24 protein-coding genes are annotated in these 23,920 nt (G+C 53.7%); 16 read left to right on the forward strand and 8 right to left on the reverse strand.

Going from position 1 to position 23,920, the window contains the following annotated elements; all coding sequences use genetic code 11:
• Positions 1-11: 11 nt before the first annotated feature.
• A complete protein-coding gene (gene ybgI / locus BZK41_RS01235) occupies positions 12-755 on the reverse strand; it encodes a radiation resistance protein YbgI (RefSeq protein WP_079937015.1) in 744 nt (247 codons plus the stop codon).
• Between the two features lie 289 nt (positions 756-1,044).
• On the opposite strand from ybgI, the gene dtpD reads away from it, so the two are divergent.
• Complete coding sequence (dtpD, locus tag BZK41_RS01240) at positions 1,045-2,526, forward strand: dipeptide permease DtpD (RefSeq protein WP_079936913.1); 1,482 nt, start codon at positions 1,045-1,047, stop codon at positions 2,524-2,526.
• A gap of 49 nt (positions 2,527-2,575) precedes the next feature.
• On the opposite strand, the gene BZK41_RS01245 is transcribed toward dtpD, so the two are convergent.
• The 4 genes from BZK41_RS01245 to BZK41_RS01260 all read right to left on the reverse strand — a co-directional run bounded on the left by BZK41_RS01245 (position 2,576) and on the right by BZK41_RS01260 (position 5,281).
• Positions 2,576-2,920 (reverse strand): Rpn family recombination-promoting nuclease/putative transposase, encoded by a 345-nt coding sequence (locus BZK41_RS01245; RefSeq protein WP_139762563.1) that lies wholly within the window; start codon positions 2,918-2,920, stop codon positions 2,576-2,578.
• Between the two features lie 65 nt (positions 2,921-2,985).
• Positions 2,986-4,404 (reverse strand): deoxyribodipyrimidine photo-lyase, encoded by a 1,419-nt coding sequence (phrB, locus tag BZK41_RS01250; protein WP_079936915.1) that lies wholly within the window; start codon positions 4,402-4,404, stop codon positions 2,986-2,988.
• Positions 4,405-4,422: 18 nt separating this feature from the next.
• Positions 4,423-4,977, reverse strand: a complete 555-nt coding sequence (locus tag BZK41_RS01255) for a DUF1722 domain-containing protein (RefSeq protein ID WP_123268345.1) — start codon at positions 4,975-4,977, stop codon at positions 4,423-4,425.
• Positions 4,978-5,074: 97 nt separating this feature from the next.
• Entirely contained in the window at positions 5,075-5,281 is a 207-nt protein-coding gene (locus tag BZK41_RS01260) for a YbfA family protein (protein ID WP_003022870.1), read from the reverse strand.
• Between the two features lie 308 nt (positions 5,282-5,589).
• Here BZK41_RS01260 and kdpF point away from each other — a divergent pair, with 308 nt between their 5' ends.
• Genes kdpF through kdpE form a run of 6 tightly spaced genes read left to right on the forward strand, consistent with a single transcriptional unit; the run spans position 5,590 to position 13,371 of the window.
• Complete coding sequence (gene kdpF, locus BZK41_RS01265; RefSeq protein WP_001670793.1) at positions 5,590-5,679, forward strand: K(+)-transporting ATPase subunit F; 90 nt, start codon at positions 5,590-5,592, stop codon at positions 5,677-5,679.
• Positions 5,679-7,358, forward strand: coding sequence for a potassium-transporting ATPase subunit KdpA (gene kdpA, locus BZK41_RS01270; protein WP_079936916.1), 1,680 nt, complete (start codon positions 5,679-5,681; stop codon positions 7,356-7,358). The genes kdpF and kdpA overlap by 1 nt, the downstream gene beginning before the upstream one ends.
• 20 nt (positions 7,359-7,378) lie before the next feature.
• Positions 7,379-9,427 carry a potassium-transporting ATPase subunit KdpB gene (kdpB, locus tag BZK41_RS01275; RefSeq protein WP_079936917.1) on the forward strand — a complete coding sequence of 683 codons (2,049 nt, stop codon included), beginning with the start codon at positions 7,379-7,381 and terminating at the stop codon, positions 9,425-9,427.
• An 8-nt stretch (positions 9,428-9,435) separates the two neighbouring features.
• Entirely contained in the window at positions 9,436-10,002 is a 567-nt protein-coding gene (gene kdpC, locus BZK41_RS01280) for a potassium-transporting ATPase subunit KdpC (RefSeq protein ID WP_079936918.1), read from the forward strand.
• Between the two features lie 10 nt (positions 10,003-10,012).
• A complete protein-coding gene (gene kdpD / locus BZK41_RS01285) occupies positions 10,013-12,697 on the forward strand; it encodes a two-component system sensor histidine kinase KdpD (protein WP_079936919.1) in 2,685 nt (894 codons plus the stop codon).
• Entirely contained in the window at positions 12,694-13,371 is a 678-nt protein-coding gene (kdpE, locus tag BZK41_RS01290; RefSeq protein WP_079936920.1) for a two-component system response regulator KdpE, read from the forward strand. Before kdpD ends, kdpE begins: the two co-directional genes overlap by 4 nt.
• Positions 13,372-13,471: 100 nt before the next feature.
• On the opposite strand, the gene pgm is transcribed toward kdpE, so the two are convergent.
• On the reverse strand, positions 13,472-15,112 hold the full coding sequence (gene pgm / locus BZK41_RS01295) for a phosphoglucomutase (alpha-D-glucose-1,6-bisphosphate-dependent) (protein ID WP_016152262.1): 1,641 nt from the start codon (positions 15,110-15,112) through the stop codon (positions 13,472-13,474).
• 24 nt (positions 15,113-15,136) lie between these two features.
• Positions 15,137-15,679 (reverse strand): replication initiation negative regulator SeqA, encoded by a 543-nt coding sequence (gene seqA, locus BZK41_RS26805; RefSeq protein WP_003022848.1) that lies wholly within the window; start codon positions 15,677-15,679, stop codon positions 15,137-15,139.
• Between the two features lie 194 nt (positions 15,680-15,873).
• Here seqA and ybfF point away from each other — a divergent pair, with 194 nt between their 5' ends.
• The 9 genes from ybfF to BZK41_RS01335 all read left to right on the forward strand — a co-directional run bounded on the left by ybfF (position 15,874) and on the right by BZK41_RS01335 (position 23,516).
• Positions 15,874-16,647: an esterase gene (gene ybfF, locus BZK41_RS01300; RefSeq protein WP_079937017.1), complete on the forward strand. Its 774-nt coding sequence runs from the start codon at positions 15,874-15,876 to the stop codon at positions 16,645-16,647.
• Between the two features lie 128 nt (positions 16,648-16,775).
• Complete coding sequence (gene ybfE / locus BZK41_RS01305) at positions 16,776-17,063, forward strand: LexA regulated protein (RefSeq protein ID WP_079936921.1); 288 nt, start codon at positions 16,776-16,778, stop codon at positions 17,061-17,063.
• A gap of 155 nt (positions 17,064-17,218) precedes the next feature.
• Positions 17,219-17,749 (forward strand): flavodoxin FldA, encoded by a 531-nt coding sequence (gene fldA, locus BZK41_RS01310; RefSeq protein ID WP_003022839.1) that lies wholly within the window; start codon positions 17,219-17,221, stop codon positions 17,747-17,749.
• 210 nt (positions 17,750-17,959) lie between these two features.
• A complete protein-coding gene (locus tag BZK41_RS26810; RefSeq protein WP_100247215.1) occupies positions 17,960-18,046 on the forward strand; it encodes a ryhB-regulated fur leader peptide in 87 nt (28 codons plus the stop codon).
• A complete protein-coding gene (fur, locus tag BZK41_RS01315) occupies positions 18,039-18,485 on the forward strand; it encodes a ferric iron uptake transcriptional regulator (protein WP_003022836.1) in 447 nt (148 codons plus the stop codon). The genes BZK41_RS26810 and fur overlap by 8 nt, the downstream gene beginning before the upstream one ends.
• Before the next feature lie 128 nt (positions 18,486-18,613).
• Positions 18,614-19,540 (forward strand): tricarballylate utilization LysR family transcriptional regulator TcuR, encoded by a 927-nt coding sequence (gene tcuR / locus BZK41_RS01320; RefSeq protein ID WP_079936922.1) that lies wholly within the window; start codon positions 18,614-18,616, stop codon positions 19,538-19,540.
• Positions 19,541-19,637: 97 nt separating this feature from the next.
• A complete protein-coding gene (gene tcuA, locus BZK41_RS01325) occupies positions 19,638-21,041 on the forward strand; it encodes an FAD-dependent tricarballylate dehydrogenase TcuA (RefSeq protein WP_079936923.1) in 1,404 nt (467 codons plus the stop codon).
• The gene (gene tcuB / locus BZK41_RS01330) at positions 21,028-22,167 is read left to right on the forward strand and encodes a tricarballylate utilization 4Fe-4S protein TcuB (RefSeq protein ID WP_079936924.1); all 1,140 of its coding nucleotides are present in this window, start codon (positions 21,028-21,030) and stop codon (positions 22,165-22,167) included. The genes tcuA and tcuB overlap by 14 nt, the downstream gene beginning before the upstream one ends.
• A 53-nt stretch (positions 22,168-22,220) precedes the next feature.
• Entirely contained in the window at positions 22,221-23,516 is a 1,296-nt protein-coding gene (locus BZK41_RS01335) for an MFS transporter (RefSeq protein ID WP_079936925.1), read from the forward strand.
• 51 nt (positions 23,517-23,567) lie between these two features.
• Here BZK41_RS01335 and chiQ read toward each other — a convergent pair whose 3' ends face one another.
• Positions 23,568-23,900, reverse strand: coding sequence for a ChiQ/YbfN family lipoprotein (gene chiQ, locus BZK41_RS01340; RefSeq protein ID WP_008784106.1), 333 nt, complete (start codon positions 23,898-23,900; stop codon positions 23,568-23,570).
• Positions 23,901-23,920: the final 20 nt, after the last annotated feature.

Raw genomic sequence — 23,920 nt, forward strand, 5'->3', positions numbered from 1 at the left:
ATCCCTCTTTATTACGCTGGATTAGGAATATCGATAAAGGTTACGTCCAGATCGGTATTTTCATTCAGCCATTCGCTTAATGCGCGAATGCCGCCGCGTTCGGTCGCATGGTGACCGGCAGCATAGAAATGCAGCCCCTGCTCGCGGGCTGAGTGAATGGTTTGCTCAGAGACTTCACCGGTAATAAAGGCGTCGACACCAAATCGGGCTGCGCTATCAATAAAACTTTGACCGCCCCCGGTACACCAGGCAACGCGCTGAACGTTTTCCGGCCCGGTATCACCGCACCATAACGGTTTACGACCTAGACGTGCTTCAATCCACGACGCCAACTCCAGTCCCGGAACCGGCATGGAGAGTTCTCCCCATGGCACCAGCGGTTCAATTTCCCCCATCACGGTGATTCCCAACAGTGCGGCAAGCTGCGCGTTATTCCCCAGTTCCGGGTGCGCATCCAGCGGCAAGTGCCAGCCATACAGGTTGATATCATTTTCTAACAGCGTTTTCAGACGATTGCGCTTCATGCCGCGAATAACCGGAGATTCGCCTTTCCAGAAATAACCGTGGTGAACGATAACCGCATCCGCTTGCTGGCGTACCGCCTCGTCCAGCAATGCCTGGCTTGCAGTCACGCCGGTCACGATTTTATGCACCGTCTCTTTGCCCTCAACCTGCAAACCATTCGGCGCATAATCGCTAATGGCGGCGCTGTTTAGTTTGTCGTTGATCAGTTGTTCCAGTTCGGTGTTTTTCATCATCGTCCTCGTAGTCATCATTTCTGCCTGCCCAATCAGCAACACAGCTTAGGTTAAAATAGCGTCCCCGCCTGCGTTCGTCGATAGCCATTTCACTGACACATCAAGAAACAATCACTCCCGCTTTGAACGTAATTTGCTTACCACCACCCGATCTAATTCATGTATATTTATGCAATCAGACAGCATATTGCAAAAATAATCAGATCTGTATCAAAGTTACAACTTTAAGGAAACACACTCGCGCAGCACGTTCAGCCAGTCGCGAGGCATTTACTTCGAGAAAATAATGAATAAACAAGCATCTCAACCACGGGCGATTTACTACGTTGTCGCGCTACAAATCTGGGAATACTTCAGTTTTTACGGCATGCGTGCGCTGCTGATCCTGTATCTCACCAATCAGCTTAAGTACGACGATAATCACGCATATGAACTGTTCAGCGCCTACTGCTCGCTGGTCTATGTCACCCCTATTCTCGGGGGATACCTGGCCGATAAAGTGCTCGGCAATCGAATGGCGGTGATGATCGGCGCATTTCTAATGGCGGTGGGACATCTGGTATTGGGTGCCAGCGAAATGGCCCCGGCGTTCCTCTATTTGTCGCTGGCGATAATTGTCTGCGGCTACGGTCTGTTTAAATCAAATATCAGTTGCCTGCTGGGCGAGTTGTATCAACCTGAAGACCCGCGTCGCGACGGTGGATTCTCTCTACTGTACGCTGCCGGTAACATCGGTTCGATCATCGCACCAATTGCCTGTGGCTACGTGCAGGAAGAATACAGCTGGGCGATGGGCTTTGCGCTGGCTGCCATCGGCATGCTGGCAGGACTGGTGATTTTCTTATGTGGTAATCGCCATTTCGCCCACACCACCGGCGTCAACAAGGCCGTTCTGTGTGCTAAAACTTTTATTCTGCCAAACTGGGCCTGGCTGTTAGTTCTGCTGGTTGCTGCACCGCTGCTTATTACTGTCCTGTTCTGGAAAGAGTGGTCCGTTTACGCCCTGATCGTTGCCACCATTATTGGTCTGGCGGTTCTGGCAAAGATTTACCGCCAGGCACAGACGCAGAAACAGCGCAAAGAACTGGGGCTTATCGTCACCCTGACCTTCTTCAGCCTGTTGTTCTGGGCCTTTGCTCAACAGGGCGGCAGCTCGATTAGCCTGTATATCGACCGCTTCGTTAACCGCGATATCATGGGGTATTCCGTCCCAACTGCGATGTTCCAGTCGGTTAACGCTTTTGCCGTGATGCTGTGCGGTATCGTGCTGGCATGGGTAGTCAAAGAGAGCGTGAGTGGCAATCGTACCGTACGTATCTGGGGTAAATTTGCCCTTGGCCTCGGCTTAATGAGCGCTGGGTTCTGTATTCTAACCTTGAGCGCTCGCTGGTCCGCAGCTTACGGCCACTCTTCCATGCCGCTGATGGTACTTGGGTTGGCGGTCATGGGCTTTGCCGAACTGTTTATCGATCCGGTGGCAATGTCACAAATTACGCGTATTGAGATCCCTGGTGTTACCGGCGTATTAACTGGCATTTATATGCTGCTTTCCGGAGCCATCGCCAATTACCTGGCAGGTGTTATCGCCGATCAGACCTCACAAGGCTCGTTTGATGCTGCGGGCGCTATCAACTACTCCATCAATGCCTATATTGATGTCTTTAGTGAAATTACCTGGGGCGCGCTGGCCTGTGTGGTGCTGGTGTTGCTGATTTGGCTGTACCAGTCGCTTAAGTTCAGAAACCGTCCGCTGGTGGTAGAATCCTGAGTGTACGGCCCGATGATGCAATCTGATTCGGGCCTGTTTTTTCAGGGAATTACGCATGACTGGCAGTCAAGTCCTCTTCAGAAAGACCTGTAACCAGTAGCACCATATCGCGATCTATTCCCTGCTCCAACATGGTTTGCGCTATACGTAATGCAGCTTCTCGTGTTCCTTGTTGTAATCCTTGTTGTAGTCCTCGCTGCATCCCTTCCTGTAATCCATCTAATCGTAAACGCTCGGCAATCGTCATCAGCTTCTCCTTGTGTTGGGGGATCCGTTGCGCCATCTCTTGCATGAATTCATTAAAACGAGATTCATCACCGGATTGCAGAATGTAATTAAACATCGCCTGTAGTTGGGTGTCATTAGCGCACCCTGTAAGTAACAGTTTCAGCACTAACTGCGCCCCACTGCAACATATTCATTCTGCTGGAAGGTTTTACGCAGAAATCCGCTGCGAGCTTATCCCTTACGTGCCGCCTCATATGCCGCCAGCGTCGCCAGCCTTGCCTGTTTATGATCCACAATCGGGCGAGGATAACTTAGTGTTACCTGCGCTTTTTCAGCCCACGTCCACGGATTATGAATGGCTTTACCCGGCACGTCGCGCAGTTCCGGCACCCACTGGCGGATAAACTCACCGTCACGGTCGAATTTTTCGCCCTGCGTCGTAGGGTTAAAGATACGGAAATACGGTGCGGCGTCGGTTCCGGTTGAGGCGGCCCACTGCCAGCCGCCGTTATTAGCCGCCAGGTCGCCATCGATCAGTTGCGACATGAAATATTGTTCGCCTTTACGCCAGTCGATCAGCAGGTCTTTCACTAAAAAACTGGCGGTAATCATGCGTAAACGATTATGCATCCAGCCCGTGGCGTTGAGCTGACGCATGGCCGCATCCACAATTGGGTAGCCCGTATTCCCTGTTTTCCAGGCCTGCAAATGCGTCGGATTATTCTGCCATTGCACGCGATCGGTCCAGCGAATAAAAGGTTGATACCGACACAGCGCCGGATGGTAAGTCATCAGATGACGATAAAATTCACGCCAGATAAGCTCGTTCAGCCAGACGCTGCCTGACCCACCCTCAAGCGCCTGAGGTTGCTCAGCGAGCAGTCGATTCAGGCACTGGCGCGGTGATAGTCCACCTGTCGCCAGGCTCGCGGATAATCGACTGGTTCCGTCAATCGCCGGAAAGTCACGCTGCTGCTCATATTCTCCGGCGGCCTGCTGGCAAAAATGGCGTAATTGCGCGATGGTCAATTTTTCTTCTACCGGAAACAGCTGCGTATCAAAATCTTGCTGCGGGTAGCTCAGCGCGAAGGATGTTAATGGAGAGTCAAGAGCACTACATTCTCTCACCTTCGGCGCACTGACACATTCTGGAATCCCGTCTTTTATCCGCTTCAGCCAGGCATTTTTAAACGGCGTAAAGACTTTATACATCTCATGATTACCGGTCATGACCGCCCCCGGAGGCAGGATCACGCTGTCGTCAAACCCTTCGCACACCACCTGAGGTAATGACTTTTCGACGGCAGCATCACGCTGGCGTTCGTTTATTTCATATTGATAGTTATAAAATAATCGACTGACGCCATGTTTTACGCTGACGTTTATGACGGTTTCCACGCTGGTCGCAAAATCAGCAACTTCATGAAACAGAAGCGGGATGCCCTTTTCTGCCAGCGCCGTTTGCAACGCGTTCAACTGCGCGTTAACCAATGCCGCCTGACGTGGGGCCATATCATGCGCCTTCCACTGTTCAGGCGTGGAGATATAGAGCGCGAGTACATGTGCAGAACGATCCCGACAAGCCGCCGCCAGCGCGAGATTGTCATGCAGACGTAAATCACGCCGAAACCAGACCAGATGCGTGGTCATAACACTCCCTGATAATAATTAATCATTGCCCTGTAAACGCCAAATCGCAGGCCAGAGTTCAAAATAACGTTGCCCGGACAACCAGGTGTTCGGGTGCTCAGCCATATAGTGTTTGAGGAGCATTAAGGGTGCAAGTAGCGGCTGCGCCTCGCGTCGATAGTTATCGATTATCGAGGTCAGTTCCTGACGTTGACGCAGATCGAGCTGATTGCGGAAATAGCCCTGTACGTGCATCAATACATTGGTATGGTTACGCCGGGTAGCAGGATTTAATAACAGATGGGTCAAGCGTAGGCGATACTCGATAAAAAAGGCATCGAGATCTTGCCATTCGTGGATTGCGGCAACGAAGGGGCCAAGCTCCCGATACTCTGGCTGGGAATGCGCCAGTAGTACCAGTTTGTAGCGGGTATGATAGTCAATTAATGCGCCCCGCGTTAATCTTCGCTGACGCATACGGTGCAATTCGTGCAAAGCATAAATACGTATTAATGTATTTTCGTCGAACTGAGGTGCCTCACTCGCTTCTGTGGTCAGACAGGTGCGGATACCAACAGGAATTCTCGTGCTCATCGCCACTCCTTATCCATTACTCAGATAAGTGTAGACGGCGGCGTATAAAAAAACCGCCACATTGCTGTTAGCGGTTTTCTTGAGCAAAAACGGCAACTTAATAGAAGTCGCAGGTGGCTTTTTCAGCCTGCTCCATCCACACCGGTTTATCACTGGTTTTGGACCAGACGCGGTGCAGGTAGCTGTAAAAACGGGCGCGGTCTTTCCAGAACAACATGACCGGCAGCGCCAGCACGCCCGCCACAACGGCAAAGGTACGGCGCAAGAAAACAATGTGTGCTGGATATTCTTTATAAAAGTCCATAATCCTCTCCCATATATCTGTTCGGTGAATCGCACCGGAAAAATAAACTTGGTTAACTGATGAAAATAATACCGCCTTGTGTGTAATTTTGCTACTCATCCGACCACTTATTTTTATCTATTGATGCTCCGTTTAGCTAAAAATCGTAATTAAGTTACATAAAAGTTAAATTAATACTAATCATTAGTTAAATAATGGTCTTTGCCATTTTTATACTTTTTTTACACCCTACCCACTGATTTTTGCGAAATCTTTGCAAGCAAAAATCTACGCTCTGGTTATCACATTTATGCCACTGGAGGTGCACCGTGAGTGCAGGCGTGATAACCGGCATTGTGCTGGTCTTTTTATTATTAGGTTATCTGGTGTATGCCCTGATTAATGCGGAGGCGTTCTGATGGCGGCCCAAGGATTTTTACTCATTGCCAGCTTCTTGCTGGTGTTGTTTGTCATCGCCAGACCGCTGGGTTTTGGCTTGGCTCGGCTGATCAATAATACGTCCCTGCCGGGCCTGGCTGGCGTGGAGAGTTTGCTCTGGCGCGGTCTGGGCATCTCGCAACAGGAGATGAACTGGCGGCAGTATCTGTTGGCGATCCTCGCACTTAATGTGCTGGGTTTGCTGGTCCTGTTTTCAATGCTGATGGCACAAAACCTGCTGCCGCTAAATCCGCAACAGTTACCAGGGCTTTCGTGGGATCTGGCACTCAACACAGCAGTGAGTTTTGTCACTAATACCAACTGGCAATCCTATGCTGGTGAAACCACCTTAAGCTACTTCAGCCAGATGGTCGGGCTGACCGTGCAGAACTTCCTGTCAGCGGCAACCGGGATTGCGGTGATTTTTGCCCTGGCCCGTGCCTTTACTCGCCAGAGTATGAACACGCTGGGTAACGCCTGGGTCGATCTGGTTCGCATTACGCTGTGGATCCTGCTCCCCATTGCATTGCTTATTGCGTTGTTCTTCATTCAGCAAGGTGTGCTGCAAAACGTGTTGCCCTATCAGCCCATTACTACCCTTGAAGGAGTGAAACAACTGCTGCCGATGGGACCCGTCGCCTCACAAGAAGCGATTAAAATGCTTGGTACTAACGGGGGCGGTTTCTTTAACGCTAACTCATCACATCCGTTTGAAAACCCGACTGCGCTGACCAACCTGGTACAGATGCTGGCGATCTTTTTGATTCCCACCGCACTGTGTTTTGCCTTTGGTGACGTGGTGGGCGATCGTCGCCAGGGGCGGACCCTGCTGTGGGCCATGTCGCTGATATTTGTAGTCTGCGTAGCCGTGGTGATGTGGGCTGAAGTTCAAGGCAACCCGCACCTGATGGCATTTGGTGCAGACAGCAATATCAATATGGAAGGCAAAGAAAGCCGCTTTGGCGTGCTGGCCACGAGTCTGTTTTCCGTCGTGACGACAGCCGCATCCTGCGGCGCTGTCGATGCGATGCATGACTCCTTCACCGCGCTGGGCGGGATGGTGCCGATGTGGCTAATGCAGATTGGCGAAGTGGTCTTCGGTGGTGTCGGTTCGGGTCTGTACGGCATGCTGCTGTTCGTGTTGTTGGCGGTGTTTATCGCGGGACTGATGATTGGTCGCACGCCTGAATATCTGGGTAAGAAAATAGACGTGCGCGAAATGAAAATGACCGCGCTGGCGATTCTGGTCACCCCTGCGCTGGTGCTACTCGGTACGGCGATAGCGATGATGAGCGATGCCGGGCGCAGCGCCATGCTCAATCCTGGTCCACATGGTTTTAGTGAGGTGTTGTACGCCGTATCGTCTGCCGCGAACAACAACGGCAGCGCCTTCGCCGGATTAAGTGCCAACAGCCCGTTCTGGAACTGTCTGCTGGCCCTGTGCATGTTCTTAGGCCGCTTCGGCGTGATCATTCCCGTGATGGCAATTGCCGGATCGCTGGTCAGTAAAAAGATCCAACCAGCAAGTCCTGGCACACTGCCTACCCACGGTGCACTGTTTGTCGGGTTGTTAATCGGTACGGTGTTACTGGTTGGCGCCCTCACCTTTGTTCCTGCCCTGGCGCTTGGCCCGGTCGCAGAATACCTGTCATTACACTGAGTGATGCGGAGCACATGACTATGAGTCGCAAGCAACTGGCGCTGTTCGAACCCTCTCTGGTCGCACAGGCGCTGATGGACGCCGTGAAAAAATTAAGCCCACATACCCAGTGGCGCAATCCGGTGATGTTTATCGTCTGGCTGGGCAGTCTGCTGACAACCCTGTTAACGGTGGCAATGGCAACAGGCCATATGCAAGGCAATCCGTGGTTTACCGGCGCGATAAGTCTGTGGCTGTGGATTACCGTTCTGTTCGCCAACTTTGCCGAAGCGCTGGCAGAAGGACGCAGTAAAGCTCAGGCTAACAGTCTGAAAGGCGTTAAAAAAACTGCCTTTGCCCGCAAACTTCGCGAACCAAAATACGGCGCGGCTATGGATCACGTTCCCGCCGATGATTTACGTAAAGGGGATATCGTGCTGGTGGAAGCTGGCGATATTATCCCGTGTGACGGCGAGGTCATCGAAGGTGGCGCATCGGTAGATGAAAGCGCCATTACCGGTGAATCCGCGCCTGTCATTCGTGAATCCGGTGGTGATTTTGCCTCCGTCACCGGCGGGACTCGTATCCTCTCCGACTGGCTGGTGATCGAATGCAGCGTAAACCCTGGTGAAACGTTCCTCGACCGGATGATCGCCATGGTTGAAGGTGCACAGCGGCGTAAAACGCCCAATGAGATCGCCCTGACGATCCTGTTGATAGCCCTGACCATCGTCTTTCTACTGGCGACCGCCACGCTGTGGCCGTTCTCCGCCTGGGGCGGTAGCGCGGTCAGTGTCACGGTGCTGGTTGCCCTGTTGGTGTGTCTGATCCCCACCACCATCGGCGGGTTGCTCTCCGCAATTGGCGTCGCTGGGATGAGCCGCATGCTGGGCGCGAACGTCATCGCTACCAGCGGACGTGCAGTTGAAGCGGCGGGTGACGTGGACGTACTGCTACTGGACAAAACCGGCACCATTACGCTGGGTAACCGCCAGGCTTCGGATTTTCTGCCCGCCCTGGGCGTGGACGAAAAAACGCTGGCCGACGCCGCGCAGCTTTCATCGCTGGCCGATGAAACCCCGGAAGGCCGCAGTATCGTGATTCTGGCTAAACAGCGATTTAATCTGCGTATTCGCGACGTACAATCGCTGCACGCCACCTTTGTGCCATTTACCGCTCAAAGTCGGATGAGCGGTATTAACATCGACAACCGTATGATCCGCAAAGGGTCGGTCGATGCTATTCGTCGTCACGTCGAAGCCAACGGCGGCCACTTCCCTGCCGACGTGGAGCAGAAGGTTGAAAACGTCGCACGCCTTGGCGCTACGCCGCTGGTGGTTGCCGAAGGCTCCCGCGTGCTGGGCGTGATTGCCCTGAAAGATATTGTAAAAGGCGGGATCAAAGAACGTTTTGCCCAACTGCGCAAAATGGGGATCAAAACAGTAATGATCACCGGCGACAACCGTTTGACCGCCGCCGCGATCGCCGCTGAAGCCGGAGTAGATGACTTCTTAGCTGAAGCCACGCCGGAAGCCAAGCTGGCGCTGATTCGTCAGTATCAGGCGGAAGGTCGTCTGGTGGCGATGACCGGCGACGGAACCAATGACGCCCCGGCGCTGGCGCAAGCCGACGTGGCGGTCGCCATGAACTCCGGAACCCAGGCGGCGAAGGAAGCAGGCAACATGGTGGATCTTGACTCTAATCCCACCAAACTGATTGAAGTGGTGCACATTGGTAAACAGATGCTGATGACGCGCGGCTCGCTGACCACCTTCAGTATCGCCAACGACGTGGCGAAGTATTTCGCCATTATCCCGGCCGCGTTTGCCGCCACCTATCCGCAGCTCAATGCGCTTAACGTGATGGGTCTGCATTCGCCGGACTCGGCGATCCTCAGCGCGGTTATCTTTAACGCGCTGGTTATCGTCTTTCTGATCCCACTGGCGCTTAAAGGCGTGAGCTACAAACCGTTATCCGCGTCCGCGATGCTGCGCCGCAATTTGTGGATCTATGGTCTGGGTGGTCTGGTTGTGCCGTTTATCGGTATCAAAGCAATTGATTTACTGCTGACCCTGCTGGGTCTGGTGTGAGGTTTCAGATGAGTGGATTACGTCCTGCATTATCAACATTGATTTTCCTGATGCTTATCACCGGCGGAGCTTACCCGTTGTTGACCACCGCGCTGGGGCAATGGTGGTTTCCCCATCAGGCTAACGGCTCGCTTCTGCGTGAAGGTCAGGTCGTTCGCGGCTCTGCGCTCATTGGGCAACATTTTACCGCGGCTGGTTATTTTCAGGGACGCCCGTCAGCTACAGCAGAAATGCCCTATAATCCAATGGCTTCAGGCGGCAGCAATCTGGCAGTCAGCAACCCGGAACTGGATAAACTGCTGCAAAGCCGAATTGCCGCGCTACGTGCCGCCAACCCGCAGGCAAGTCCTGCCGTTCCGGTAGAGCTGGTAACGGCGTCTTCCAGCGGGTTGGACAACAACCTGACACCCGCCGCGGTGGCCTGGCAAATCCCCCGCGTGGCGCAGGCTCGCAACCTCAGCGTTGAAGAGGTCACGCGCCTGGTTGCACAATACACGCAAAAGCCGTTGGTCAGTTTTATCGGCCAGCCGGTGGTGAACCTGGTGGAACTTAATTTAGCGCTGGATAAGCACTGAGAAAAAGGACATGCATAACGAACCCTTACGCCCCGACCCCGATCGCCTGCTGGAGCAGACCACCGCCCCGCACCGCGGAAAACTGAAAATTTTCTTCGGCGCGTGTGCTGGCGTCGGTAAAACCTGGGCCATGCTGGCAGAGGCCCAGCGGCTGCGGGCGCAGGGGTTAGATGTGCTGATTGGCGTGGTGGAAACCCACGGACGCAAAGAGACCGCCGCGCTGCTGGACGGTCTCAGCATCCTGCCGCTAAAGCGACAGGCGCGCCATGGTCGTCATATCAGCGAGTTCGATCTCGACGCGGCGCTTGCCCGCCGTCCGGCGCTCATTTTGATGGATGAACTGGCGCACAGTAATGCGCCTGGCTCACGCCACCCTAAGCGTTGGCAAGACATTGAAGAACTGCTGGAAGCAGGTATTGACGTTTTTACTACCGTCAACGTGCAGCATCTGGAAAGCCTCAATGATGTGGTCAGCGGCGTTACCGGCATTCAGGTGCGCGAAACCGTGCCCGATCCTTTTTTCGATGCCGCCGACGATGTGGTGCTGGTCGATCTTCCCCCCGACGATTTGCGCCAACGCCTGAATGAAGGCAAGGTCTATATCGCCGGTCAGGCGGAAAGAGCTATCGAGCATTTCTTTCGCAAAGGGAACTTGATCGCGCTACGTGAGCTGGCCCTGCGCCGCACGGCCGATCGGGTTGACGATCAGATGCGTGCCTGGCGTGGACGTCCGGGAGAGGAGAAAGTCTGGCATACCCGCGACGCCATATTGCTGTGTATTGGACACAACACCGGTAGCGAAAAGCTGGTGCGTGCCGCCGCGCGTCTGGCAGCGCGCCTCGGCAGCGTATGGCATGCAGTGTATGTCGAAACGCCAGCGCTGCACCGACTGCCCGAAAAACAGCGCCGCGCAATTTTAAGCGCTCTGCGGTTAGCCCAGGAGCTGGGTGCAGAAACCGCCACCCTTTCCGATCCCGCTGAAGACAAAGCGGTAATCCGCTACGCCCGTGAGCATAATCTGGGAAAAATTGTCCTCGGACGTCCGACTACACGACGCTGGTGGCGCAGTGATTCCTTTGCTGAGAAACTGGCCCATCGCGCACCGGATCTCGACCTGATGATTGTTGCGCTCGATGAGCCACCTTCGCGCCCTGTGCTACAAACTGCAGATAACCGCACCTTTAAGGATAAATGGCGGGTACAAATCCAGGGTTGTGTAGTTGCCGTCGCGCTGTGCGCCATTATTACGTTAATTGCCATGCAGTGGTTGATGGCCTTTGACGCCGCCAACCTGGTGATGATCTATTTATTGGGTGTGGTAGTTATCGCCCTCTTTTACGGACGCTGGCCGTCAGTACTGGCAACTTTTATTAACGTCGCCAGCTTCGATCTCTTCTTTATTGCCCCACGCGGTACGCTAGCCGTTTCCGACGTCCAGTACCTGCTCACCTTCGCCGTGATGCTAACGGTAGGTCTGGTTATTGGTAATCTGACCGCTGGAGTGCGTTATCAGGCGCGAGTTGCCCGTTATCGTGAACAGCGTACGCGCCATTTGTATGAAATGTCGAAAGCGCTGGCCGTCGGACGGAGTCAACAGGATATCGCCGCCACCAGCGAACAGTTTATTGCCTCAACGTTTCAGGCCCGCAGCCAGGTTTTACTGCCCGGTGAGAACGGTAAGCTGGCCCCTCTCACCCATCAACAGGGCATGACGCCGTGGGATGATGCCATTGCCCAATGGAGCTTTGATAAAGGGCAACCGGCTGGCGCAGGTACTGACACGTTACCGGGTGTGCCGTATCAAATTCTACCGCTAAAAAGCGCTGATAAAACGCATGGGCTGCTGGTGGTGGAACCGGGAAATTTACGCCAGCTAATGATCCCCGAACAGCAACGCCTGCTGGAAACTTTCACTTTACTGGTCGCCAGTGCGCTGGAGCGTTTGACGCTGACCGCCAGCGAAGAGCAGGCCCGGTTTGCCAGCGAGCGGGAAAGCATTCGCAACGCCCTGCTCGCCGCCCTTTCCCACGATTTACGCACGCCGCTGACGGTGTTGTTCGGTCAGGCAGAGATTTTAACGCTGGATCTGGCCAGCGAAGGATCGCCGCACGCGCGCCAGGCCAGTGAGATTCGCCAGCACGTCCTGAATACGACCCGACTGGTTAATAACCTGCTGGATATGGCGCGAATTCAGTCTGGAGGCTTTAATCTTAAGAAAGAGTGGTTAACGCTGGAAGAGGTGGTCGGCAGCGCCCTGCAGATGCTGGAGCCAGGACTCTCTGCTCCTATTAATTTGTCGCTACCATCACCGTTGACGCTGATCCACGTCGATGGCCCGCTCTTTGAACGGGTGCTGATTAACCTGCTGGAAAACGCCGTTAAATACGCAGGTCCACAGGCGCAAATCGGTATTGATGCCAGCGTCGATGGCGAACACCTGCAACTGGACGTCTGGGATAATGGCCCCGGCATTCCATCGGGTATGGAGCAGCAAGTTTTTGACAAGTTTTCCCGGGGAAACAAAGAGTCATCTGTGCCGGGGGTTGGGCTGGGGCTGGCAATCTGCCAGGCCATTGTGGACGTGCACGGCGGTACAATTTCCGTCCACAATCGCGCACAGGGAGGAGCATGTTTCCGTGTTACACTGCCCCAGGAAATCCCCCCTGAACTTGAAGATTTTCATGAGGATATGTGACGAACGTACTGATTGTTGAAGATGAACAGGCTATCCGTCGCTTTCTGCGCACCGCGCTGGAAGCCGATGGCCTGCGTGTATATGAAGCGGAAACGCTGCAACGTGGTCTGCTGGACGCCGCCACGCGAAAACCCGATCTCATCATTCTCGATCTCGGTCTGCCGGACGGTGACGGCATTGATTTTATTCGTGACCTGCGACAATGGAGCGCGATACCGGTAATTGTGCTCTCAGCCCGCAGCGAAGAAAGCGATAAAATCGCCGCCCTGGATGTCGGTGCCGATGACTATCTCAGTAAACCCTTTGGTATAGGCGAGCTACAGGCGCGATTGCGTGTGGCATTGCGTCGCCACGCCAGCGGTGCCTCTCCCGAACCGGTGGTGCATTTTTCCAACGTAAAAGTAGATATCGCTGCCCGGCTCGTACATCGCGGTGATGAAGAGATTCATCTGACGCCGATTGAGTTTCGCCTGTTAGCAGTACTGCTAAATAATGCCGGAAAGGTACTAACGCAACGCCAGTTGTTAAATCAGGTTTGGGGACCGAACGCCGTCGAACACAGCCACTATCTGCGAATTTACATGGGACATTTGCGCCAGAAGCTGGAACTGGATCCGGCACGTCCGCGTCATTTTCTGACCGAAACCGGGATTGGTTATCGGTTTATGCCGTGAATCTAAGCCGAATTAAAAAAGCCGGATCAGCATATTAGCTGTCCGGCTTTTTCATTATTCATGCCGGATAGCGACGCTAGCGTCTTATCCGGCCTACGGTTTACGCGTTCTTCAGCACTTCGCTGACGATCTCAACCGCTTCTTTTTCGATCTGCTTGCGATGTTCTTCACCGAGGAAGCTCTCGCAGTAGATTTTGTAAGCGTCTTCCGTACCTGACGGACGCGCGGCAAACCAGCCGTTGTCAGTCATCACTTTCAGACCGCCGATAGAAGCACCGTTACCCGGCGCCGCCGTCAGACGTGCGGTGATCGGATCGCCCGCCAGCGTACTGGCGCTCACCATTTCCGGAGACAACTTAGACAGCGCCGCTTTCTGCGCGGAGGTCGCGCTTGCCTGCAGGCGGTTGTAGCTCGGCGCACCAAAGCGGGCAGCCAGTTCGTTGTAGTGCTCCTGCGGATTCTTACCGGTCACTGCGGTAATTTCTGCCGCCAGCAGGCACATGATGATGCCGTCTTTGTCGGTTGACCACGGTGTACCGTCGAAACGCAGGAAAGATGCCCCCGCGCTCTCTTCACCACCAAAGCCAAAGCTGCCGTCGAACAGACCGTCAACAAACCATTTAAAGCCAACCGGCACTTCGACCAGTTTACGCCCTAAATCATTCACCACGCGGTCAATCATCGCCGATGACACCAGCGTCTTACCGACGGCAACGTCTTTACCCCACTGCGGACGGTGCTGGAACAGGTAGTTGATCGCCACCGCCAGATAGTGGTTCGGATTCATCAGCCCCGCCGGGGTGACGATACCGTGACGGTCGTAGTCCGGATCGTTAGCAAAAGCCAAATCGAACTTGTCGCGCAGCGCCAACAGGCCCGCCATCGCGCACTCGGAAGAGCAGTCCATGCGGATTGCGCCATCTTTGTCGAGATGCATGAAACGGAAAGTTTGATCAACGTGATCGTTAACGATAGTCAGGTTCAGGTTGTAGTGCTTAGCAATACGCTTCCAGTATTCGATACCGGAACCGCCCAGCGGATCGACACCCAGCGTCAGGCCCGCTTTCTGGATCGCCGCCATGTCGACGATGTCAGCCAGTCCTTCAACAAACGGCTGAACCAGATCCTGCTCTTTTACATGACCAGATGCCAGCGCGGCGTCCAGCGACATGCGCTTCACGCCTTGCAGACCGTCAGCCAGCAGCGCGTTGGCTCTGTCTTCCACCACTTTGGTGACGTTGGTATCGGCCGGACCACCGTTTGGCGGGTTGTATTTAATGCCGCCATCTTCCGGCGGGTTGTGGGACGGCGTGATCACAATGCCATCAGCCAGCGGGCCGCCTTTTTTGTTGTGGACCAGGATAGCATTCGACACCGCAGGGGTTGGCGTAAAGCCGTTATTTTCCTGCACGATGACGTCAACGCCGTTCGCCGCCAGCACTTCCAGTACAGAGATAAAAGCCGGTTCAGACAGCGCGTGGGTATCCTTGCCCACATAGCACGGGCCAGTAATCCCGTTTTTCGCACGTTCTTCAGCAATCGCCTGAGCGATAGCCAGAATATGCGGCTCGTTAAAACTATGACGACCTGCACTGCCGCGATGTCCGGACGTACCGAACTTAACGGCGTGCTCAGCGTTCCCTGCCGTTGGTTTCAGTACGTAGTACTGTGCCGTCAGTTGGGCGACGTTAATCAAATCACTCTGTTGCGCAGGTTGACCTGCGCGGTTGTGGATTGCCATTGCCTGGTCCTTCTAATGCAAGGATTAAATTGTTCCGCAAACCTTTTCAATCAATTCCGCGGGGAATTGCATTGACTGCATGATGTGTTCAACCATGCTGCATTTACGGCCGGTATTGGTGTTGGTGATCACCCAGTACGGCGTGCCTGGCACGTGTTTTGGTTTGGTTTGATTACCATTTTTCAGCAGCGTCTGTTCATCCGCTGCAAAATAAACGCGCGTACGGCCATGCAACGATTCCGTTGCTTCGGCAAACGCGTTTTGATCCAGTGAATAGAGTGTAGACAGCACCAGCATAAAGCGATTTACTGCTTTCTTCTGTTCCGCGTATTCGTCGGACAGCAGCAGTTCACGCATCGCGCGCACTTTATCTTTTACGGGGTTAACCGGCTTGGCTTCCACGACAGGTTGCACAGCGCGGACTTCCTTGACTATCGGAGTGACAGGCTGTGATGCGGCGGAAAATTTCAACATACGCCGTAAAATGTCGGATGCGCTCTCGCCAATATGCTTGGTGTGGCTGGCAATATAGCTATAGAGTTCATCATCAACTTCAATCGTTTTCATCTTAATCCAGTGCAGTGTTTAGCTGAATACAAGTTGTCGGGGTAAACACACGTAGTGTAAAGGCAAATCCCAACAGCGGATAGCGTCAAGCCTGGTGGCCAGCAAAACTCAGAGTAACCGTAGTTGTTGCAGCCATGTGGCAGAATGGTCAACATGATACCCTAACCCGTGAGTGTGAAAAAAAGAACTTTGCCATGAAATTGAATATCCGAGCGCAATCTGCGCAAAACCTGCACAATAATTCTCCCATCGTCCTGGTTCACGGCCTGTTTGGCAGTCTGGATAACCTGGGGATCCTGGCGCGCGATCTGGTGGTCGATCACGATATCATCCAGGTCGATATGCGAAATCATGGCCTCTCCCCTCGCTCCCCTGAGATGAATTATCCGGCCATGGCGCAAGATTTGCTGGATACGCTGGACGATCAGCAAATAGAGAAGGCGACCTTTATTGGTCACTCTATGGGTGGAAAAGCCGTCATGGCGTTAACCGCGCTGGCCCCTGATCGTATCGATCGACTTGTGGCTATTGATATTGCGCCGGTCGACTATCATGTTCGCCGTCACGATGCGATCTTTACCGCTATTAATGCCGTAACCGATGCCCAGGCCACTTCACGTCAGCAGGCGGCCAGCGTCATGCGTCAACATCTGCATGAGGAAGGCGTAATCCAGTTTCTGCTTAAATCTTTCGTCGACGGCGAGTGGCGTTTTAACGTTCCCGTGCTGTGGGATCAATATCCTCATATCGTCGGTTGGGAAACCATTCCTGCGTGGGAGCACCCGGCGTTGTTTATCCCAGGCGGCAACTCACCGTATGTTACCGAAGCGTATCGCGAACAGCTGCTGGCGCAATTCCCGCAGGCTCGGGCGCATGTTATTACTGGCGCGGGGCATTGGGTACATGCGGAAAAACCGGAGGCGGTGCTGCGTGCCATCCGTCGTTATCTGAACGAGCAGGCTAACTGATTAAAAACTCAGCGTCTGCGCGCGATTACGCGCGTGGGCGTTGGCGTGTCTCCCCTGCTGATGTATTATGGCGCGCTATCCATCCGGGCAGACGCCTGGCTGATTGTTTCCCCGAAGTCACCAAGATCATGGCCAAAGAACAAACGGACCGTACGACATTAGATCTGTTCGCGCAGGAGCGTCGCCCGGGACGACCCAAAACCAATCCGCTCTCGCGTGATGAACAGTTACGTATTAACAAACGTAATCAGCTTAAACGCGATAAAGTTCGCGGGCTTAAGCGTGTCGAACTGAAACTGAACGCTGATGCCGTTGATGCTCTGAACGAGCTGGCCGAGGCACGCAACATGAGTCGCAGTGAACTCATCGAAGAAATGCTGATGAATCAACTCACCACATTGCGCGGTCAGGCATAGTCTGAATTTCTGCTCTAAATCATAAATCGTGTAGCACAGAGTGCAGTCCTGCGTGTTTGCTGTTTCCGCATGCCTGACTGTTCTGCTATGATTGCCCTTATCCGTGGGCAATGCGCCACCACCATTTCAATAAGTTTCAAGAGGTTATTTAACTCATGGCAATCACTGGCATCTTTTTCGGCAGCGACACCGGTAATACCGAAAACATCGCAAAAATGATTCAAAAACAGCTTGGTAAAGACGTTGCCGATGTTCATGACATTGCAAAAAGCAGCAAAGAAGACCTCGAAGGTTATGACATTCTGCTGCTAGGCATCCCAACCTGGTATTACGGTGAAGCGCAGTGTGACTGGGATGACTTCTTCCCTACCCTCGAAGATATTGATTTTAACGGCAAACTGGTTGCATTGTTCGGCTGTGGCGACCAGGAAGATTACGCAGAATATTTCTGCGATGCCTTAGGTACCATTCGCGACATCATCGAACCGCGCGGTGCAACCATCGTTGGTCACTGGCCGACGGCAGGTTATCACTTTGAAGCGTCCAAAGGCCTGGCTGACGATGACCACTTTGTCGGTTTGGCTATCGATGAAGATCGCCAGCCTGAACTGACCGCAGAACGCGTAGAAAAATGGGTTAAGCAGATCTCTGAAGAGCTGCACCTCGACGAAATCATTAATGCCTGATTTCGTGCGGCGCAGATTTCCATCTGCGCCGCATCAATAGATAAAACCAATCAAAATAATTGCTACAAATTTGTAACTTTTTCGTCTGACCCTGTACAATGGCTGGATGCCAATCGGGTGTTGCACAGTGTGTTTGTCGGCGATACCACGTTTTGATTAACAATATATGCCAGAGACTTGCAGTTTTCATTTAGCCATGGCAGTTCTATAATGATACGCATTATCTCAAGTGCAATTTCTGTCACTTCTGTTAATGAAGTGAATCGTTTAGCTACAGGACAGATTCCGCATGACTGACAACAATACCGCATTAAAGAAGGCTGGCCTGAAAGTAACGCTTCCTCGTTTAAAAATTCTGGAAGTTCTTCAGGAACCGGATAACCATCACGTCAGTGCGGAAGACTTATACAAACGCCTGATCGATATGGGTGAAGAAATTGGTCTGGCGACCGTGTATCGCGTGCTGAACCAGTTTGATGATGCCGGTATCGTGACCCGCCATAATTTTGAAGGTGGTAAATCCGTCTTCGAACTGACTCAACAGCATCATCACGATCACCTCATCTGCCTTGACTGCGGCAAAGTGGTCGAGTTCAGCGATGATTCCATCGAAGCCCGCCAACGTGAGATTGCGGCTAAACATGGCATTCGCTTAACTAACCATAGCCTCTATCTTTACGGTCACTGCGCCGAAGGCGATTGCCGCGAAGATGAGCACGCCCACGACGGCAAATAATGTAATGCTTTCTGAAAAGCCAACCCTCCGGTTGGCTTTTTTTATGGGCGTTACCTGCCCTTTTCCCCTTCCCTCTGTTCCTGTGTTGCTTTAATGTAAAAATCAATTGCCCCTTCCGGAGAATCGAAATGGAACTTCGCCAACTACGCTATTTTGTGCGCATTGTAGAAACCGGCAGCATGGGTAGCGCGGCGCTCGATCTCAATATCGGGGTTTCGGCACTCAGCCAGCAAATGTCGCGTCTGGAAAACGAACTCGCTATTCGCCTGCTGCAGCGCACCTCGCGAGGCGTGACGCCTACCAGCGCCGGACTGGCTTTTTACTCCCAGGCACAGCTGGCGCTCCGTCACGCAGACGATGCGATCCTCGCTGCACGAGAGTCCCGGCTTTCTGGACACGTCAGCGTCGGCATGGCACCCAGTACCGCTTCCGTTCTCGGTATGCCTTTTATTCACGCCATGCGGGAAAGCTATAACGATGTTCGCCTTCACGTGGTGGAAAGTCTCTCTGGTAATCTGGAACGGATGATTAATACCCGCCAGATTGATCTGGCTGTAGTGTTTCAAAAAGAAAAGATCCTGCGCTGGAGTGCCAGACCGATTCTCGAAGAACGGCTGTTTTTGATTGGGACCCACGCCCTACTGGCTGGTATTGCCGATGACAATATTGCTCCTGCCCAGTTGGCGAGTATTCCATTGATAATGCCAAGCCCAGGTCACGGTCTGCGCGGCAGGCTGGACGCAATTTGTCAGGAACACACGCTGAACATTGAGATCGCTACAGAAATTGATGGCCTGGCGCTGCTGATGCGCGCCGTGCGTAGTGGCATTGGCGCCACTCTTCAACCCGGAGCGGCGATTTCTCATCTCGATAAAGAGACGCTAAGAGTGATCGGCGTCCATAATCCGATACTTAGCCGCCCCAACTTTCTGGTGAGCCTCTCTGACGATGAGCTCACCCCGGCGGGCCTCGCTGCCCGCGTGGTGCTGACGAAAGTGATGCATCAACTGGTAGAAGCAGGAAGCTGGCCAGGCGCCATCCTTTACAATAACTAAAGCCCACTTTAGCGCTACGTCATAGCGCCCGCACAAGCCGTACGTATACATTTCAATTACAAATTTAACAATTAGTTAAATGGTAATGGAGTATACGATGGTTGATGTTCTGGTGATTGGCGGTGGCAATGCTGCCTTATGCGCTGCCCTTACCGCCCGGGAGCAAGGCGCTTCCGTTTTACTACTCGAAGCGGCTCCCCGGGAATGGCGTGGGGGAAATTCCCAACACACGCGTAATCTGCGTTGTATGCATGATGCGCCGCAGGATGTGCTGGTGGAAAGCTATCCGGAAGAGGAGTTCTGGCAAGACCTGCAGCGCGTAACAGAAGGAAATACCAACGAAGCCCTGGCGCGTCTGGTGATCCGTACCTCATCACAGTGTCGCGACTGGATGCGCCAGCACGGCGTCAATTTTCAGCCTCCACTCTCTGGCGCTCTACACGTGGCGCGAACCAACGCTTTTTTTATGGGGGGCGGCAAAGCTCTCGTCAATGCCTATTATCGCAGCGCAGAAAAGCTGGGCGTGCAAATCCGCTATAACACACCGGTGCAGGCGCTTGAACTGCACAACGGCGAGTTCGTGGCGGCGCTGGCAGGCAAAGAGCGTATCACAGCGAAATCCTGCGTGCTTGCTGCTGGCGGATTCGAATCTAACCGGGAGTGGTTGCGCGAAGCCTGGGGGGAAAATGCCCGCGGCGAGTGGCCTGCGGATAACTTTCTGATTCGTGGCACGCGTTTTAATCAGGGCGTATTGCTCAAATTTATGATGGATGCAGGGGCGGACATCATCGGCGAACCCTCCCAGTCACACTGCGTAGCCATTGACGCCAGAGCGCCATTATATGACGGCGGGATTTGTACCCGCGTAGACTGCGTTTCGCTCGGCATAGTTGTCAACCGTGACGCTGAGCGTTTCTATGATGAAGGCGAAGATTTCTGGCCTAAACGCTACGCCATTTGGGGTCGTCTGGTCGCCCAGCAGCCGGGGCAGATTGGATACTCCATTATCGACAGTAAAGCCATTGGCCACTTCATGCCCCCCGTTTTTCCCGGCGCGCAGGCCAATACGCTGGCGGAGTTGGCTCATCAGTTGGGGCTGAATGCCGAATGCTTAACCCACACCGTGGAGGAGTACAACAACGCCTGCCAGCCCGGCCAGTTCAACCATACGGTTCTGGATAATTGTACGACCAAAACGTTAACCCCCGCGAAAACACACTGGGCGCGGCCGCTGGACCAGCCACCTTACTACGGCTATGCCCTACGGCCAGGGATCACCTTCACCTATCTCGGGTTAAAAGTGAATGAGCGCGCTGCCGTACACTTTGCCGGGCAGCCAAGCCGTAACCTGTTCGTCGCCGGAGAGATGATGGCAGGCAACGTGCTGGGCAAGGGCTATACCGCAGGCGTGGGCATGTCAATCGGCACAACCTTTGGTCGTATTGCCGGAAAAGAGGCCGCGCTGGCCGCACGTAAGGAGGCACGTCATGAAACCGCTTGAGAAACTGATCATCGAAGCACAAATTATCACCGAACCGGAAGCGGAAGTTGAACGCGTGATGCAGGTTTGCAACGCCTGTCGCTATTGTGAAGGATTTTGCGCCGTGTTCCCGGCCATGACGCTACGCCTGGAATTCGGTAAAGCGGATATCAATTATCTGGCGAACTTGTGCCATAACTGCGGTGCCTGCCTGCACGCCTGTCAGTATGCCCCGCCTCATGAGTTTGCCATCAACGTGCCGAAGGCGATGGCGGAAGTCCGGCTTGAAACCTATCAGCACTACGCGCAACCTGCCGCCTTTGGCGCGCTTTATCGTCGTGCAGGCGTTACCGTGACGCTGGCGCTGGTTTTCGGTCTGATCCTGTTTTTACTCCTCGCCATAGGCTTAACAGGCTCGTTACTCCATCCACCGCTGGCCGGAGATTTCTACCAAATTTTCCCGCATAACCTGCTGGCCTGGATGTTTGGTTCGGTATTTATTCTGGCGACAGGTCTGCTGATGGCGGGCGTTATCCGCTTCTGGCGCGAGATCTCTCCCGGTATGCCACGTTCCGTCGAAATTGCTCAAGCTTCACACGATGCGCTGACGCTGAAGTATCTCGATGGTGGGCACGGCAAAGGTTGTAACGAAGCAGATGATGCCTTCACCCTGATGCGCCGCCGTTTCCATCACTTCACCTTCTACGGTTTTCTACTCTGCTTTGCCGCCACCGTGGTGGCAACGGGCTATCACTACTTTGCCGGCATAGAAGCACCCTATCCGTTCTTCAGCGTTCCGGTCATGCTGGGCACGTTGGGAGGAATTGGCCTGGTTGTCGGCCCGGCTGGCTTGCTATGGCTCAATCTCAAGCGCTCACCGCTACATGGAGATGCACGGCAAAAACCGATGGATCGCGGTTTTATTTTGCTGCTGCTGCTGACCAGTCTGACCGGTTTAGCCCTGCTGGCAGGAAGAGACTCGTCCTGGATGGCTATTTTACTCGCCATTCACCTCGGCGTGGTCATGGCGCTCTTTCTGACCATTCCTTACGGAAAATTTGCCCATGGATTTTACCGCTGCGCAGCCTTACTCAAGTGGGCGATTGAGAAACGGCGCGGCAAACAGGCGGGGGTCACAGGCAACTAACCCGCAAACTCTTACCTCTATAAATATTATGATAAGACAGTGGAGCAAACCCAATGACACAACAACCATCGCGTGCCGGAACTTTCGGCGCAATACTGCGGGTAACCAGCGGTAATTTTCTCGAACAGTTCGACTTTTTTCTGTTCGGTTTTTACGCCACCTATATTGCCAGGACTTTCTTTCCTGCGGAGAGTGAATTTGCCGGGCTAATGTTGACCTTTGCTGTTTTCGGCTCGGGTTTCTTAATGCGGCCGGTTGGCGCAATTGTGCTGGGCGCTTACATCGACAGAATTGGTCGCAGGAAAGGGCTGATGGTGACGCTGGCCATTATGGGCTGCGGTACCCTGCTGATTGCCCTGGTACCCGGTTATCATAGTATTGGTCTGCTGGCCCCCGCGCTGGTATTGCTCGGCCGATTATTACAGGGCTTCTCCGCGGGCGTGGAGCTGGGCGGCGTCTCGGTTTATCTGTCTGAAATCGCCACACCTGGCAATAAAGGCTTTTACACAAGCTGGCAGTCCGCCAGCCAACAGGTCGCCATTGTGGTGGCGGCGTTGATTGGCTACGGCCTGAATGCCACGCTGGGACACGATGAGATCTCTGAATGGGGCTGGCGCATTCCCTTCTTTATTGGTTGCATGATTATTCCTTTGATCTTCGTGCTACGCCGCTCGCTTCAGGAAACAGACGCATTTTTACAACGAACACATCGTCCCGACACCAGGGAAATTTTCACCACTATCATCAAAAACTGGCGACTCATTGCTGCGGGTACGCTGCTGGTAGCGATGACCACTACGACGTTCTATTTCATTACCGTCTACACCCCGACCTACGGCAGGGCTGTACTCCACCTGAGCGCTCGCGACAGCCTGGTCGTCACCATGCTGGTCGGTATTTCTAACTTTATCTGGCTGCCGATTGGCGGGGCAATTTCTGACCGAATTGGTCGTCGTCCGGTGTTAATGGGGATTACCGTACTCGCACTGATCACCACCTGGCCGGTAATGCACTGGCTCACCGCCGCACCAGATTTTACGCGCATGACGTTGGTCCTGCTTTGGTTCTCGTTCTTTTTTGGGATGTATAACGGGGCAATGGTAGCCGCACTCACCGAGGTGATGCCGGTCTATGTGCGTACGGTGGGCTTTTCACTGGCATTCAGTCTTGCCACGGCGATTTTTGGCGGCCTAACGCCGGTCATATCCACGGCGCTGGTTCAGCTAACCGGGGATAAAAGCTCACCGGGATGGTGGCTGATGTGCGCGGCGCTTTGCGGACTCGCCGCCACGGCAATGCTGTTTGTCCGGCTGAGTCGGGGTTATCAACCAGTGGAACATAAGCTCTGAAATGCAAACGGGCGGAAATTTCTCCGCCCGTCGTCTTTTTCATTTCTCGATTCACTGCGCAGTATTCTTACTGCGTATTTCCTGCCAGACTTTGTCACAATCAGCATTAACGGACTGACCGTTACCCGTGCGCGTGGCCTGGATACACTGCTGATAATCCAGCACGCGTACGCTTTCTTCATTGGCAAACTGCTGGTGCTGTTTTTCTTTCTTCAGCACATTTAACACACTTTGGCAGGCTTCAATTTTCTCCGGCGAACCCTGAGCGGTATTAATACACGCACTGTAGGCTTCTTTCAGACGGCTGTCTTCTTTCGGCGCAGGAGATTGCGCACACGCCACCAGCCCTGATGCCATAACGGCGATGAGTATCAGTTTTTTCATAACACTTTCCTCAACGAGGC

Origin of the sequence: Citrobacter sp. A316, assembly GCF_002042945.1 — a bacterium.
GTDB classification, from domain to species: domain Bacteria; phylum Pseudomonadota; class Gammaproteobacteria; order Enterobacterales; family Enterobacteriaceae; genus Citrobacter; species Citrobacter portucalensis.